This is a genomic window from Neoroseomonas lacus (assembly GCF_014644535.1).
GTDB classification, from domain to species: domain Bacteria; phylum Pseudomonadota; class Alphaproteobacteria; order Acetobacterales; family Acetobacteraceae; genus Neoroseomonas; species Neoroseomonas lacus.
The window spans coordinates 363,587-378,573 of sequence record NZ_BMKW01000006.1 but is presented as its reverse complement, the minus strand read 5'-3'; the positions used below and the strand labels follow the sequence as shown (position 1 = coordinate 378,573).

Here is a 14,987-nt window from a genome sequence, read left to right as displayed (position 1 = left end):
GCGGGGGCCATGACGTGAGCGCCACCACCTTGCGGCTCAACCCCGCGCTGCTGCGGGCGCGGCTGGCCGACCCCGCGAGCATCCCGCGCGACCGCCCCTCCCCGGAGGAGGACCTCGCCCGCGCCGCGCGCAGCGGCGGCCGCAACGTCGAGGCCGCTGTGCTGGTGCCGCTGGTGATGCATGACGACCCGACCGTGCTGCTGACCTTGCGCTCGGCCAGACTTAATTCGCATGCCGGCCAGGTCTCCTTCCCCGGCGGCCGTACCGAACCCGGCGAGAGCCCCGAACAGGCCGCCCTGCGCGAGGCGCAGGAGGAAGTCGGCCTCGACCCCGCCGTGCCGGAGATCCTCGGCCGCCTGCCGACGCTGCTGACCGGCACCGGGTACCTGGTCACGCCCGTGGTGGCGCTGCTGCGCCCGCCCTTCACGCTGAGCAACCAGCCCGAGGAGGTCGACGAGGCCTTTGAATACCCGCTGGCGCAATTGCTCGACCCCGCGGCCCCCGAGCTGCGCCGCCAGGAATTCCGCGGCCGGATGCGCGAATTCTGGGTCTGGCCGCATGAGCGGCATTACATCTGGGGCGCCACCGCCTCGATGCTCGTGACGCTCTCGGCGGTGCTGCGAGCGCAGGATTAGAGCCCGTTCCGGCCTGTCGGACGTGACGCGGAAAGCGTCCTCATGCCAGCGGGACCGAAACTTGGGCTGTGGAACTGAGAGGGGCCTTGCGCCTCTCGTGCTCACCCCACCAAAGGCCCGGGGCCTTTGGAAACCGATACCTGGCGCCGGGCGAGGCGGAGGTTGCTCAGACCTGAGCGCGGACCGTGCCCGGTACCCAGCGACTTGCCGGGCGTTGTGCCCGCTGCGACTTCTTCTTGCTGGCCAGGCAGCCGCGCCCGGCACCAATTCGAGGTGTCCATGGGCCCTTCGGCCGATCGGCTCCCATGGGCGGTATGAGGTTTGGAGAGAGGCCGAGCCCCACTCCAAGGCCGCAGGTGCCGGTAGGTTCGCGCCTATGGGGCGGCCCCGTCCATCCGTCTTCGCCAACGATCCTTCAGCAACCGGCATAGGAACGACGCCGGACCGGCATTGTCCGCGGGTGCCCCCGTCGCGCCCGGCGTCCCAAGGCCGGCCCACCGCCCTAGCATCGTCATCTCGCGCCACCAGATCATGACAAACAGAAAACCGGAGGAACCGATGGCCACCAGCATCGCCGCCGAGCGTCGCCTTCTGCGCGATGACTTCGCCACCGTCGCGCCGAGCCACTACCCTGCCCTGGGCGAATTGCCGGCCGAGGAAGTGCTCACCCTGGCGCGCACGCTGCGCGAGCAACGCGACCGGCTGCGCGGCATGGTGCACGCCAATCGCCGTGCCCGCCGCGGCAAGGGCGAACCTCGCGCCGCCGCCGGCAACGATGTCGCGCTGGCGCGCCGCAAGCAGGTCTTCGCCGCCGCGCTCAAGCGGGTGAACCACCGGCTCGACGTGCTCCACGGCCAGGCCCGCCGCGCCTGGCACACCGCCGCGCTGCGCGAGGTCCTGGCCCGCAAGCGCGCCGCTGCCGCGCCGCACCCGGGCGGCGGCGATACGCCTGGCACCGGCATGCACGCCAAGCCAAGCCGCAAGCGCATCCTGCGCACCGACCCGCGCGAGATCGGCCGCGTGTCGCAATTCGTGCGCAACGCCCAGGCGAAGCGCGACCGCTAGATCATGTTCCGCTGACGCTGGAGCGGCACGGCCCGCACCCCCGCCCGGCCACCCAACGACAGTATCCCGTATGGGTGGCCGGGCGGGGGTGCGGGCCGTGCCGTCCGATCGGAAAATGCTCTGCCGCTGACGGAACCGGCCGCGCAACAGCCGGGCTTCATCTGGCCTTGAGGGTCAATGCGCGATATCCGGAGGGCAACCATTCCCGGGAGAAGATCATCCAATGACCACTCGCCGTACCCTTCTGGCTGCTGGCGCCGGCCTGCTCGCCGCCCCGGCCGTCCATGCCCAGGGCGCCTGGCCGAACCGTCCCGTCCGCGTCATCGTGCCCTGGCCGCCGGGCGGCTCGACCGACGTGCTGGTGCGCCTGTACGCCGAGCAGCTCGCGCCCATCCTCGGCCAGCCCTTCGTGGTGGAAAACCGCGCCGGTGCGGGCGGCAATATAGGCCTCGACGCCGTCGCGAAGTCGCCCGCCGACGGCTACACCATGGGCATCGCCTCGGTCGGGCACCTGTGCATCAACCCCGTGCTCTACGCCCGCCTCGCCTACGACCCGGTGAAGGACCTGATGCCGGTCGGCGTCGCATGGGACCTGCCGAACGTCGCGGTGGTCGCCGCTGAAAAGAACCCGGCGAAGACGCTTGCCGGATTCATCACCTGGGCGAAGGCCCGGCCGAACGGCATCACCTATGGCTCGCCGGGGGTGGGCACCACGCCGCATCTGTCGGGCGCGCTGTTCTGCGCGCGCACCGGCATCGAGGGCACCCATGTCCCGTTCCGCGGCGCGGCGCAGACCGTGCCGGCCATCCTGTCGGGCGATGTGGATTTCGCGCTCGACAACCTCGCCTCCTACGTGCCGACCATCACGGGCGGGCAGATGCGCGCCCTCGGCGTGACCACGCCCGAACGCTGGCCGACCATGACCGACATCCCGACCATGGCCGAGGCTGGGCTGCCGAACTTCGTGCTGACCTCCTGGCAGGGCTTCGTCTTCCCCACCGGCACGCCGCCGGCGGTGATCGAGCGGATCAGCGGCGCGCTCCGCCAGATCGTCGCGCAGCAAGAAGTGAAGGACCGCTTCCTGCGCGTCGGCGCCCTGGCAATGTGGACGACGCCGCAACAGATGGTCGAACGCGCCGACCAGGACCGGCCCGCCTGGGTTGAAGCGGTGCGCATCTCCGGCGCCCGCGTCGAGTAGCCGGCAATTGGCGGAGCGGGAGCGTTGCGCCGTTCCGCTACCCTGCCGGAGGTCCGTTCCGGAGGGCGATGGCCGCCAACGGAAGGGCCTTCGCCATCGGCGCGAAGGTTGCACTGGAGAGGAGCTTCGCCCCTCTCCACGGTCGCAAACGCCACCTAGGTTCGTACCTATGGGGCAGAGCCCTTCTCCAAGGCCGCAAGCGCCGGTCAGGTTCACACCTCTGGGGCAAACCCTCTCTCGAAGGTCGCGCCTGCAGGCAACACTGGACTGAATCCATCGTTCCTGATATGTTCCAAGCATCAGCGTCACTCCCGCGCCGATGCGCCGCCCGCGGGCGTTAGAGTCCTAGAATCTTAAAATCCTAAAGTAACAGTCGCCTGCCAATCGGCCAGTCCGGCCCTCAACAAACGCCATCGGAAGCCCCATACACCGTCGCGATGTCCGCCCCCGACCTGACCGCGCCGAACGGCCGACGCGCCGCCTGGCTCAATTCCCTGTTCGTCGACCATGCGCTGCTGCGCCTGGGCTGGCGCAACTGGGGCGTGGTCGAAAGCGGCCGGCTGTACCGCTCGAACCACCCGACGCCGTGGCAATTGAAGCAGGCGGTGCGCCGCCACGGCATCCGCACCCTCATCAACCTGCGCGGCCATCGGGCGGATTGCGGCTCGGACGTACTGGGCCGGGAGGCAGCGGCGGAACTCGGCCTCGAACACATCGACGCACCGCTGGAATCCCGCGGCGCCCCGCACAAGGACCGCGTGCTGCGCCTGGCCGGCATCTTTGCCCGCATGGACGAGCCGGCGTTGATGCACTGCAAATCCGGCGCCGACCGCACCGGGCTTGCCGCCGGCATCTGGCTGCTGTGCCAGGGCCGGCCGGTGGAACAGGCGATGGCGCAGCTCTCGCTCCGCCACGGCCACGTAGCGGCGGCCAGGACCGGCATCCTCGACGCCTTCTTCCGCAGCTTTGCCGAATTCGAGGCGACGCACGGCCCGAAGCCCTTCCTCGACTGGCTGCGCGAGGATTATTCGGAAGACGCCCTTCGGGCTTCCTTCCGGAGCACCCCCTGGGCCGACCGCCTGGTGGATGGCGTGCTCAGGCGCGAATGAGCGCGGCGACGCTCCCGGTGGCCAGCGCCGGGATGGCGCGGGCGACCCGCTCGGCCGGCCAGTCCCACCAGGCGACCTCGAGCAGGCGGTCGATCTCCAACGCCGAGAAACGCATCTTCATCACCTGCGCCGGATTGCCCGCGACGACGGCATAGGGCGGCACGTCGCGCGTGACGACCGCCCGCGCGCCGATGATGGCGCCATGGCCGATGGTGACGCCCGGCAGCACCATGCATTCCGTGCCCAGCCAGACATCATGCCCGACCGTGGTCGGCCCGCCGCCCCGCCAGGGATAGTCATCCAGCGGCAGCGCCTCGGCGAAGGACCCGCCGAGAATACCGAAGGGAAAGGTCGAAGGCCCCGCGATGGCGTGGTTCGCCCCGGGCATCAGGAAGGTCGCGCGATGGGCGATGGCGCAATACCGCCCGATCGAGAGCGACCCGAAGCCGAAATTGTACCGTACGCAGCGTTCGAGGAAGCGCAGCGGGTCCTCATGATCGTGATAGTAGGAATAGTCCCCGGCGGTGACGTTTCTGACATCCGGGTACAGCGCCAGCAGGGGCTTGAGCAGCACCGTCCCGGTATCGCCCGGCACCGGATACAGCGCGTCGGGATCGGGCGGGGCGCTCATGCGGGTTTCCTCGATGCCAGCCTCAGATAGACCGGCACGGCGGCGAGCGCGATGGCGAGAAACACCACCGCCGCCCATAGCGGTGCCGCAGGCGCGCCAGTGACGTCGCGCGCCAGCCCCGCCAGCGGCGGCAGCGCGGCGAGCGCGCCATAAAACAGCGTGTAATGCACCCCCATGCCGAAGGCGCGGCTCGGCGCCGAGAGCGCGCGCCCGACCATGGCCATGACCAGCGAGGCCGGCGGTGCTGCCAGCACGCCAAAGGCCAGCAGCCACGGCCACGGCGCGAGCCCCGCCACCACCGCGACCAGGCAGCCCGCCATCGCCAGCATGCAGCCGACGGTGACCAGGATGGGCCGCCCCATCCGTTCGGCGAGCGCACCACCCATCGGCAACAGGGGCAGGATGCCGAAGCTGATCAGCGAGGTGACGCCACCGGCCGCCTCGCTGGTCCAGCCGCGCGAGACCAGCACCGCCGGGGTGAAGCCCAGCGCGACGACGAAGGCCGCGTTGTAGAAGCCCCAGATCGCACCGGCCGAGAGCAGCGGCCCCCACTCGCTGCGCAACAGCCCGCCCCGCCGCGCCGGCGCCGCGCCGGCACCCGCCCCCTTCGGTAAGGCGAACCACAGCGGCACGAAGGAGCCTGCACAGACCGCTGCCGAGAGCCACAGCCCGCCGCGCCAATCCGCCCCAAGCAACGGCAGGATGATCAGCGAAAGGCCGATCCCGCTGGGCCAGGCCACCAGCATCATCCCCAGCGCGGGCGACAGCGCGGGGCCGGAGAAACGGTCCAGCACCATCTTGGCACAAGCGATCGCCAGCAGCGCTCCGCCGATGCCCGAGACCAGCCGCCCGGCCATGGCCATCCCGAAGCCGCCGGCCAAGGCCAGCACGATGCCGCCCAACGCCATCAGCCCGACGCCGAGCAGCAGCACCGCCCGGTCGCCAAGGCGCGCCATCACCAGCCCCGCCGGCAGCGCGACCAGCACACCCGAGGCGGAATAGGCGCCGATCAGCGTGCCAAGCTGTGCCCAATCCGCCGCGAGGGAGCCGATCAGCAAGGGTCCCAGCGCGCCGACCACCTGAAACTGCGCGCCCATGGCGACGCGCGCGGCGGCGAGGATGGCGAGTTCGGCCCAGCGGTTGGTCATCGGTCAGTTCGGGTTCCGTTGGGCGACGCCCGATGGTGTGGGGCGGAGATTGGTGGGGCGCCGCCCTTCCAAGCCACCCCGCCGTGAAACCCATTGACGTTGCGACGCGACGCCAATGGTGACCCATCGGGCAGTGCGCTTTGGAATGCCATCTGTTGGCTTCGTGCCCCATTACCGGGATGGGTGCCCAAAGCCGCTCCTGCGCCCGAACTGCCCGATGCGGGCCGGGATTGACCTTGCCGCCCGGCGCCAGATGGAGGTTTCCAAAGGCCCTTAGGCCCTTGGTGGGGTGTGGTCCGGAGAGGAGCAAAGCCCCTCTCCGGCTCGTCCCGACTGAGGCTGCCCCTCACCCAAATGCCTGCGTCCGCACCAGCCGGGCATAGAGCCCGTCCTGCGCCATCAGCGCCGCATGGTCCCCCTGCTCGACGGCGCGCCCCTGTTCCATCACGACGATCCGGTCGGCGTCCCGCACCGTCGCCAGCCGGTGGGCGATCACCAGCGTGGTGCGCCCGGCGCGCAGCCGGGCCAACGCCTGCTGCACCAGCGCCTCGTTCTCGGCATCGAGCGCGCTGGTCGCCTCGTCCAGCAACAGGATGCGCGGATTGCGCAGCAGGGCGCGGGCGAGCGCGATGCGCTGTCGCTGCCCACCCGACAGCCGCGACCCGCCCGACCCCAGCGGCGTGTCATACCCATTGGCCAGGGCGGCGATGAAGTCATGCGCGGCAGCGGCGCGGGCGGCTTCCTCGACCTCGGCGCGGGTCGCGTCGGGCCGGCCGCAGGCGATGTTGGCCAGCGCGGTGTCGTCGAAGATCGTCGCGTCCTGGCCGACATAGGCGATGGCGTCGCGCAGCGAGGCGATGGTCACCGCACGGATGTCGGCCCCATCGACCAGCACGGCGCCTGCCGTCGCGTCATACAGCCGCGGCACCAGGGCGATGGCGGTGGATTTGCCGGCACCCGACGGCCCGACCAGCGCGATGGTCTGCCCCGGTTCGGCAGTGAAACTCAGCCCCGCCAGCGCCGCATCCGGCACGCCCTCATAAGTGAAGCCGACGCCGGCGAATTCGACGCGACCATGGCCAGGCGGCAGCGGCGCAGCGTCCGGCGCGTCGGTGATCCGCCGCGGCACATCCACCACGCCATAGACGCGCGACAGCCCGGCCAGGCCTTCCTGCAGCGCCGAATTGAGCGAGCCCAGCGCGCGCGCCGGGCGCGAGGCAATCAGCAGCGCCGCGACGAAGCCGGTGAATTCACCGACCGTCCCCGCCCCGGAGGCGACGCGCCAGCCGACGAACACGAGCACCGCCGCGACGGCGAAGCCGCCCAGCGCCTCCAGCATCGGGTCGAGCGAAGCGCGGGTACGGGCGATGTGATACAGGCTCTCCCGCAGGCGGGCGAAGAGGCCGGCGGCACGGGCCTCCTCGGCCGCCTCCAGCCGATAGGCGCGCACCACGCGGGCGGCACCGAAGGATTCCGTCAACGCCGCCGCCGCCTCGCCCACGCGTTCCTGCATGCCGCCCGAGGCGCGCCGGATGCGCTTGCCCAACTTCAGGATCGGCAGCACCGCGATCGGGTAGAGCAGCCCACCCACCAGCGACATCTGCCAGTCGAGCCACACCATCGAGGCGACCAGCCCGACCAGCGTCAGCGCATCGGCGACGGCGTTGATCGACTTGGTGAGCGCCTCGCGGATCAGCGCCGCATCGGTGGTGAAGCGGGCGGCGTGGCGGGCCGGCGCCTCGCGCGCCACGGCGGCGAGGTCGGCGCGCGTCAACGCCCGGAACAGGTCGTTCTGCAGCCCTTCGATGACCCGCAGCACGACGGATTGAATCGCTACCGCCTGGCCGAACTGCGCCGCCGCCTTCAGCGAGGTGACCGCGATGATGACGACCGGCACCAGCCACAGCCAGTCATGCCGGCCCTCGGTGTAGCGGTCGAAGGATTGCTGGATGACCACCGGATACAGCGCCGTGCTGGCCGCCACGCCAAGCGTGCAGGCCAGCGCGATGAGGATGCCGCGCCGATGCCCCGCCAGATGGTCGTGCCATAGGCGGAGCAGCAAGGCGCGGGCGGAGGTGTCGAGGGCTTTGGCCATGGTCGCGGGATAGCCCGGAATGGGCGGCGACGGTATCCGGGGTCTGGCTGGACGGGCCGAGCAATGGCGCCTGCGGGGAATCACCCGGTCGCGCGAGGATGTCCGCTCCGCAGAAGTGTCGAATGCCTTGCTTGACCGCCATAAAGTGCAACGCCTTGCACCCTGCGCCCGGGTTCACGGAGGCGTATTCGGCCTGCGCGCCGCATGGCCGACCAGCGGGCGCCGCCAGACCGGCATCGCATCAACTGTCACATCATCCCTCTTGAAACCTGTCGTGGCGTCATGCTAGTTCTTGTTTCGTTCCGGTAAACGCGGCGGGGCCGGATCCCCCACTCATCCCCCGAGTGCGGCCCCGCCGCCATCCGCCGACAGGCGCCGGCGCAGCTCTGCGCGGCAGGCCTCGAGGTCATCGCCGCAGCCACGCGCTACCCACCACTGCCGCACCGCATCGAGCGCAATCCCGATCGCCGGGCCGGCCGCAAGGCCCAGCGCCAAGGCATCCCGCCCCGCCAGCGGGAACATCGGCACGGGCTCTGCGGCGATGCGCGCGCGCAGGGCATCCCACGCGGCAGCCTCACCGGACCAGGTCCCGGGCATGGCCCAATCCTCGCGCGGCAAGGCCTGCGCCAGCCAGGACCGCGCCAGCAACAGCGCCGTGGCATCGACGCCGCGCCAACGCTGGTCGGCCTGTGTCAGCACGCGGCGCAGATCTGCGCCCGCCAGGGTGGGGGCGAGGCGAAACAGGTTCGATCCCTCGCCCTCGGTGCCGCCGAGCAGGGCGTCCAGCAGGGCGGCCTCGCTGCCCGAGAAGCGCAGCCGGCGGGACAGGCGGCCGGTCGCCGCGCCGCTGCCCGCCAGCAACCCGGATAGGCGCAACATCGCCTCGGCCGGCGCACCGATCGCCACAAGACGCGGCACCAGCCCCGGCGGCCGCGCCTCCGGCAGCATCGCGCCAAGCACGCCTGTCGCGGCCATCAGCGCCAGCGTCGCCACCGGGTCGGGCACGGCGAGGATACGCTTCAGCTCCATCCAGACCCGTTCGGCCGAAAGCCGCGCGAGGCCCGGCACCGCCCGGCCGATCGCCGCCACCGCCGCCGCATCCGGCGCGCCCCGGCCGTAGCGCGCCTGGAAGCGGAAAAATCGTAGGGCGCGCAGGTAATCCTCGGCCAGGCGCGTATCGGCATCGCCGACGAAGCGCACGAGCCCCGCCGCGAGGTCAGCCCGGCCACCGAAATAATCGAACAGCATGCCCTCGGGCGTGAGCGACATGGCGTTGATGGTGAAATCGCGCCGCGCCGCGTCCTCATGCCAATCCGTCGTCCATTCGACCACGGCGTGGCGGCCATCGGTCAACACGTCGCGGCGCAGTGCGGTGACCTCGACAGGCTGGTGGGCCTTCACCGCGGTCACGGTGCCATGAGCAAGGCCGGTCTCGAACACCTTGAGCCCGGCGGCGCGCAGACGGGCGGAGATCTCCTCAGGCGTGAAGGGTGCGGCGACATCGACATCGGCCGAGGTCCGTGCCGCCAACGCATCGCGCACGCAGCCGCCGACCGCGCGCGCGCCGGGCAGCGCCGCAAGCACCGCGGCGACGGCCGGCTCGTCCAGGAAGGCGGGGCGGCGGATCGGCACTCCCGGCGCGTCATTCACCGGGGACGTTCCGCATGGCCGGGCTCGATGTGACCGCCCTCGAGTTGCGCGGGCACATAGGTCGCGCCGGGCGGCAGGCTGCGCAATTCGCCGTACCAGAGCCCGCCACCGATCGTCAGCGCGGCGCCCACCGCCGCGAGGATGAGCAGGATGGTGCTCGGTTCCGTCCGCGGGTTCATCCGTCGCCACAGCCCATAGGCGGCGAAGGGCAACAGGAACAGCAGGGTCTCGACCAGATAGGGCATGTAACTCCGTGGCGCAGCCCCGGGGCTTTCGTGCCGGGATTGTGAGGATAGCGCGGATGACGCATCAGCGCGCGTTCGAGACGCCCGGCGCCAGCCCCACCCGGCAGCCGATGCCGGTACCGTCGCGGTGACAGGCGGTGGCGAAGGCTGGAGAGGCGCCGCCCCTCCAAGCCACCCCGCCAAATGCCCGGGGCATTTGGAATGCCGCATTCTGGCACCGTGCGTGGAGCGCATCCTGAGCGCGCCTGGTGCGCGAGGACGGATCCCGGCGCCCATCCTGACCGTGGCGCAAGGCGCCAAGTATCGGTTTCCAATGGCCCTTAGGCCTTTGGTGGGGTGAGTCCGAGAGGGGCAGAGCCCCTTTCGGTTCCACCGGCCAAGCACGTTCCGAACGGTCGCTCAGCGCGCCGCATACAGGCTGGTGACCGCCGGGCCGAAGCCGGTCAGTGCGCGGACGCGATGCGAGCGCGGGCTGCGCGGCACGAGACCGGCCATCGCCTCCGCCAGACGCACCGCTGCCTGGGTGCCGTCGATCAGCGGCACCGCAACATGGGGCTGCAACAGCGGCGCGAGACCCGCCAACGGCCCGCCGGCGAGGATGATCGCCTCCGCCCCATCCTGCTCGACGCTGTCGGCGCAGAGGCCAGCGAGCAGTTCCAGCCGTTCCTCCGCCACTGTGCCGGGGTCGCCGCTGAAGGCCGGGCCCATGCGGAAGCCGGCGCAACGCGCGGTGAGGCCGTGATGGGCCAGGCATTCCTCGAACATCGGCCGCAGCGCCGCCGTGAAGGAGACCACGCCGAAGCGCCGGCCCAGCATGCAGGCGGCGTGGAAGGCGGCCTCGCTGATGCCAAGCACCGGCACCTCGAGCAGCTCCTTTGCCGCGTCGAGCCCCGGATCGCCGAAGCAGGCAATCACAGCTGCGTCATAGCTGCCGCGATGGTCCGCCAGCGCGGCGAGCGTCGCCGGCCCCGCGACCAGCCAATCCGCCCGCGTCACGATTAGCGGCAGGCCGAAGGGCGCGCTGACGGCGAGGATTTCCGTGCCCGGCGAGGCCATCGCACGGGCCGCCGCGCCGATGCGTTCGGTCACCGAGGGGGTGGTATTCGAGTTGACGACGAGGATCCGCATCGACGCTCCGCCTTGTTGCACCGCACACCTACCTGGTTGACGGGAAGGGTGTTCGGACTGTGTCATGACTGCGCTCAGTTCGGGGCAACGTCCAGGAAACGGCACCGGTCAACGGTTGCAGGCCCGCTCCGCCAGATGGTGGAGCGGGCCTTGTGTTGAGCGGGGTGCGCATCGCCCCATGCCGCCGCATCAAAGGGAAAACGTAGCAATGAAGCCTGCCGCACTCGTCACCGGCGCGCGGCGCGGGATCGGCCGCGCGAGTTGCGTCGCCCTGGCGCAGAAGGGGTTCGACCTGGTCGGTGCCGACATCTCACCCGAGGGCGCCGAGGAGACCCGCGCCGCGGTCGAGGCCGCCGGCGGCCGCTTCACCTTCATCCTGGCCGATGTCGGCAATGTCGCGGCGCATGCCGCGCTGCTCGACGCCGCCTGGGGCGCCTATGGCGGGCTGGAGTGCCTGGCCAATGTCGCCGGCGTGCAGGTGCAGACGCGCCAGGACATGCTGGAGACGACGCCCGAGTCATGGGACCGGCTGCTCGACATCAATACGCGCGGGGTGTTCTTCCTCAGCCAGGCGATGGCCAGGCGGATGCTCGCCGAGGGCGCGCCGGTGCGCGGGCATCGCTCGCTGGTGTTCATCTCCTCGGTGAATGCGGTGATGGCCTCGCTGAACCGCGCGGAATACTGCGTGTCCAAGGCAGGGGTCTCGATGGTCGCGAAGCTATTCGCCATGCGGCTCGCCGAACACGGCATCAACACCTACGATATTCAGCCCGGCGTGATTCGCACCGACATGACGCGCGGCGTGTGGGACAAGTATGGCGCGCAGATCGAGGCCGGGCTGGCACCAATCCGCCGCTGGGGCGAAGCCGAGGATATCGGCGGCGCGGTGGCGACGCTGGCGGCCGGGGCGATGCCGTATTCGACCGGGCATTCCTTCCCGATCGATGGCGGGATGCTGATGCCGCGCTTCTGACGGGCGCGGCAGGACGCGGGCGGCAGCTCCGGGGCGTGGAGAGGGGCTCTGCCCCTCTCCAATCCCACCTCTCACGCCGCCCGCGCGACCCGCCGCAACGCGATGACGTACAGTTCCGCGAACACCGCCACGGCCACCGCCTGCACCGCCAGCAGGGCAATGCCCCAGCCATTCGGCGCGACGAAGCCGAGCAGCGGCAGCGCGGCACATTCCACCGCCCAGACGAGGTTGCCCACGACCAGCAGCCACAGCATCGCCCGCGGCACGGCGCTGCGCATCGCGAGCCAAGCAATCACCGCCGCATAGGCCAACAGGAACAACCCCGCCGCCCGCAACAGCCCGGGCGGCAACGCCGTCAGCGCGCCGATCGCCGCCGGCGCGGCGGCGAAGGCGAGGCCCATCAGCCCGCTTGCCGCCGCATCGGCGGACAGGGCCAGGCGCAGGAAGGGGGTCTGGGGAAGCATCGACATCGGTCTGTCTCCTTCATGTCCGATGCCGGGTTGATCGCCGAAGCGCGACGGCGAAGCGATTACCTCGCAGGTCATCGAATGCGCGCCGCACCGCGATAGGATGCCGCGCATGACGACGATCGGACCCCTGCTCAAGGAATGGCGCCAGCGCCGGCGCCTCAGCCAGCTCGACCTCGCGCTGGAGGCCGAGATCTCCCAGCGCCACCTTTCCTTCGTGGAATCGGGACGGGCGCGGCCGAGCCGCGAGATGGTGCTGCGCATCGCCGAACGGCTGACCGTGCCGCTGCGCGCGCGCAATGCGCTGCTGGTCGCTGCCGGCCATGCCCCCGAATACGCCGAACGCGGCATCGAGGACCCCGCCCTCGCGCCGGCGATGGAGGCGGTGCGCATGATCCTCTCCGGGCATGAGCCCTGGCCGGCGCTGGCGGTCGACCGGCACTGGAACCTGCTGGCGGGCAACCGCACCGCCATGCGGCTGATGGACGGCGTCGATGCAACCTTGCTGACCCCGCCGGTCAATGTGCTGCGGCTCAGCCTGCATCCGGGCGGCCTGGCGCCGCGCATCGCCAATCTGCGCGCCTGGAAGACGCATCTGATGGACCGGCTGAAACGCGATGCCGATGCCTCCGCCGATCCTGGCCTCGAGGCGCTGCTGGCCGAGATCGCGCGCTATCCCGGCGGCCCGGAAGCGGTGCCGAGTGCCGCGGAACGCGAACGCGGCCTGATCGCGACGCCGCTGCGGCTGCGCATGCCTGCTGGGGAACTCGCCTTCATCAGCACGACGACAGTGTTCGGCACGGCCACCGATGTGACGCTGGCCGAATTGACCCTTGAGACCTTCTTCCCCGCCGATGTCGACACCGCGGCCGCCCTGCGCGCCATGGCGGCGGCTTGATCAGTCCAGCCCCGCATCCGGGATGTTGAGCAGCGCCCCGCAGGCCTTGCAGTGAACCGCATCGGGTTCGTGCCGCTGCAGCCCGCATGAGGCGCAGGTGAAACGCACCTTGGCCGGGCGGAACAGCGCCTGCGCCAGGCGCAGGAACAGCGTGACGCCGGCCAGCATGATCACCACCGAGATCAGCCGCCCCGCCGTGCCCGGCAGGGTGATGTCGCCGAAGCCGGTCGTCGTCAGCGCCGTGACAGTGAAGTACAGCGCATCGGCGTAGTGCGCGATGTGCGGGTTGTGGGCGTGCTGCGTCTCATAGACCACGGCGGTCATGATGAAGATGAAGACACCCAAATGTGTCGCCGCCAGCATCGCTTCCTCGTTGCGGCGGAAGAAGGCGAAATCCTCCCGCAGCATGCCGAGCATCCGGTAGGAATGCAGCAGCCGCAGCGTGCGCATCACCCGCAGGAAGCCGAACCCCTCACCGGTCAGCGGCGCGAGGAAGGAAATGATGGCGGCCACATCCGCGAGCGAGGCGAGCCGCAATGCCTCGCGCCACGGGCGGCGGCTGGCGGCCAGGCGCGCGGCGAATTCCACCGCCAGCACAATTCCGATCAACACGTCGATCACGACAATCGCCAGGTTGCGTTGAACGAAGGAGGTCACGATGACGAAGGCGATGGTCGCGAGGTCGAGCGCCAGCACGCCGTAACGGAAGCGCCGGCATTCCGACGTGGTACCGTTGTACAGGTGGTGCAGCCGCGCCCGCAGCGGGGATGCCGGCAGGCGCATTCAGTCCTTCAGCCCCGACAATTCGGCGACAAGCGCGCCGAGCGACGCGCAATCATCCCCGCCGCGACCCGAATTGACCACCGCCTCCATCATCTGCGCCGCAAGGGCGGTGGAGGGCGCGAAGACGCCATTGTCGCGCACCGCGCCAAGCGCGAGGCGGAGATCCTTGCGCATCAGCTCGGCCCGGAAGCCCGGCTTGAAGTTGCGGTCAAGCATGCGCTTGGCATGGTTTTCCAGCACGAAGGACCGTGCCGAGCCGCCCAGCAGCGCCTGGCGCATCAGCGCCGGGTCGAGCCCAGCCTTGCGGCCCATGGTCAGCGCCTCGGCCACCGCCTGCATGGCGGCGACGATGATCAGCTGGTTGCCCGATTTGCATATCTGCCCCGACCCCGCCGGGCCGAGCAGGGTGACGGTCTTGCCGACCGCGTCGAACACCGCCCGCGCGGCGGCGAAACCGGCCTCCGCGCCACCCACCATGCAGGTCAGCGTGCCGTCGATGGCACCCTGCGGGCCACCGGAGACGGGGCTGTCGAGCAGAATGATGCCGGCCTCCGCCATGCGTGCGGCGAAGGCGGCGGAAGCGGAAGCGGCGATGGTCGAGAAATCGATCACCACCGTCCCGGGCGCCGCGCCATGCAGCACCCCGTCCTCGCCGAACAGCACCGCCTCCACATCGGGCGTATCGGGCACGCAGAGGCAGACGCAGGCGGCACCGTCGGCGGCATCCTGCGCTGTCGGCGCCCATTCGGCGCCGGCCGCGAGCAGCGTTTCCGCCTTGGCCTTGCTGCGGCTGCTGACGGTCAGCGCGAAGCCGGCCTTCATGATGTTCGCCGCCATGGCGGCACCCATCACGCCCATGCCGATGAATGAAATTCTCGTGGGCGGTGCGATAGGAGTCATGGGTCTCGGTGCTTCCGGGCTATGCTTGGGTAAACCTTGGCGCGCCACCGGCGTTACGCCAA

15 protein-coding genes are annotated in these 14,987 nt (G+C 70.5%); 6 read left to right on the top strand and 9 right to left on the bottom strand.

Going from position 1 to position 14,987, the window contains the following annotated elements; translation table 11 throughout:
* Positions 1–14 precede the first annotated feature (14 nt).
* The 4 genes from IEY36_RS14265 (at position 15) to IEY36_RS14250 (ending at position 4,007) form a co-directional block, all read left to right on the top strand.
* The gene (locus IEY36_RS14265; RefSeq protein WP_229681316.1) at positions 15–635 is read left to right on the top strand and encodes a CoA pyrophosphatase; all 621 of its coding nucleotides are present in this window, start codon (positions 15–17) and stop codon (positions 633–635) included.
* Positions 636–1,193: 558 nt separating this feature from the next.
* Positions 1,194–1,700: a hypothetical protein gene (locus tag IEY36_RS14260; protein ID WP_188967738.1), complete on the top strand. Its 507-nt coding sequence runs from the start codon at positions 1,194–1,196 to the stop codon at positions 1,698–1,700.
* Positions 1,701–1,923: 223 nt separating this feature from the next.
* Complete coding sequence (locus IEY36_RS14255; protein WP_188967737.1) at positions 1,924–2,898, top strand: Bug family tripartite tricarboxylate transporter substrate binding protein; 975 nt, start codon at positions 1,924–1,926, stop codon at positions 2,896–2,898.
* A gap of 437 nt (positions 2,899–3,335) precedes the next feature.
* A complete protein-coding gene (locus IEY36_RS14250) occupies positions 3,336–4,007 on the top strand; it encodes a tyrosine-protein phosphatase (protein ID WP_188967736.1) in 672 nt (223 codons plus the stop codon).
* Here the strand turns inward: IEY36_RS14250 and IEY36_RS14245 are convergent.
* From IEY36_RS14245 to IEY36_RS14220, 6 genes are all read right to left on the bottom strand, one after another.
* Positions 3,994–4,638, bottom strand: a complete 645-nt coding sequence (locus IEY36_RS14245) for a CatB-related O-acetyltransferase (protein ID WP_188967735.1) — start codon at positions 4,636–4,638, stop codon at positions 3,994–3,996. The two genes, IEY36_RS14250 and IEY36_RS14245, sit on opposite strands and share 14 nt — an antisense overlap.
* The gene (locus tag IEY36_RS14240) at positions 4,635–5,786 is read right to left on the bottom strand and encodes an MFS transporter (RefSeq protein ID WP_188967734.1); all 1,152 of its coding nucleotides are present in this window, start codon (positions 5,784–5,786) and stop codon (positions 4,635–4,637) included. Before IEY36_RS14240 ends, IEY36_RS14245 begins: the two co-directional genes overlap by 4 nt.
* A 346-nt stretch (positions 5,787–6,132) precedes the next feature.
* Positions 6,133–7,881 (bottom strand): ABC transporter ATP-binding protein, encoded by a 1,749-nt coding sequence (locus IEY36_RS14235; protein WP_188967733.1) that lies wholly within the window; start codon positions 7,879–7,881, stop codon positions 6,133–6,135.
* A 333-nt stretch (positions 7,882–8,214) separates the two neighbouring features.
* A complete protein-coding gene (locus IEY36_RS14230) occupies positions 8,215–9,531 on the bottom strand; it encodes a CCA tRNA nucleotidyltransferase (RefSeq protein WP_229681315.1) in 1,317 nt (438 codons plus the stop codon).
* Positions 9,528–9,776 carry a DUF6111 family protein gene (locus tag IEY36_RS14225; RefSeq protein WP_188967732.1) on the bottom strand — a complete coding sequence of 83 codons (249 nt, stop codon included), beginning with the start codon at positions 9,774–9,776 and terminating at the stop codon, positions 9,528–9,530. Before IEY36_RS14225 ends, IEY36_RS14230 begins: the two co-directional genes overlap by 4 nt.
* A gap of 399 nt (positions 9,777–10,175) precedes the next feature.
* Positions 10,176–10,904, bottom strand: coding sequence for an aspartate/glutamate racemase family protein (locus IEY36_RS14220; RefSeq protein WP_188967731.1), 729 nt, complete (start codon positions 10,902–10,904; stop codon positions 10,176–10,178).
* 208 nt (positions 10,905–11,112) lie between these two features.
* Between IEY36_RS14220 and IEY36_RS14215 the strand changes: the two genes are divergently transcribed.
* Positions 11,113–11,877, top strand: a complete 765-nt coding sequence (locus tag IEY36_RS14215; RefSeq protein WP_188967730.1) for a 3-ketoacyl-ACP reductase — start codon at positions 11,113–11,115, stop codon at positions 11,875–11,877.
* A 71-nt stretch (positions 11,878–11,948) separates the two neighbouring features.
* Here IEY36_RS14215 and IEY36_RS14210 read toward each other — a convergent pair whose 3' ends face one another.
* Positions 11,949–12,347: a hypothetical protein gene (locus IEY36_RS14210; protein WP_188967729.1), complete on the bottom strand. Its 399-nt coding sequence runs from the start codon at positions 12,345–12,347 to the stop codon at positions 11,949–11,951.
* A 109-nt stretch (positions 12,348–12,456) separates the two neighbouring features.
* On the opposite strand from IEY36_RS14210, the gene IEY36_RS14205 reads away from it, so the two are divergent.
* Positions 12,457–13,242 (top strand): helix-turn-helix domain-containing protein, encoded by a 786-nt coding sequence (locus IEY36_RS14205; protein ID WP_229681314.1) that lies wholly within the window; start codon positions 12,457–12,459, stop codon positions 13,240–13,242.
* Here IEY36_RS14205 and IEY36_RS14200 read toward each other — a convergent pair whose 3' ends face one another.
* Positions 13,243–14,025 carry a potassium channel family protein gene (locus IEY36_RS14200; protein ID WP_188967727.1) on the bottom strand — a complete coding sequence of 261 codons (783 nt, stop codon included), beginning with the start codon at positions 14,023–14,025 and terminating at the stop codon, positions 13,243–13,245.
* On the bottom strand, positions 14,026–14,925 hold the full coding sequence (locus IEY36_RS14195) for an NAD(P)-dependent oxidoreductase (RefSeq protein WP_188967726.1): 900 nt from the start codon (positions 14,923–14,925) through the stop codon (positions 14,026–14,028). It lies immediately after the preceding gene.
* Positions 14,926–14,987 lie beyond the last annotated feature (62 nt).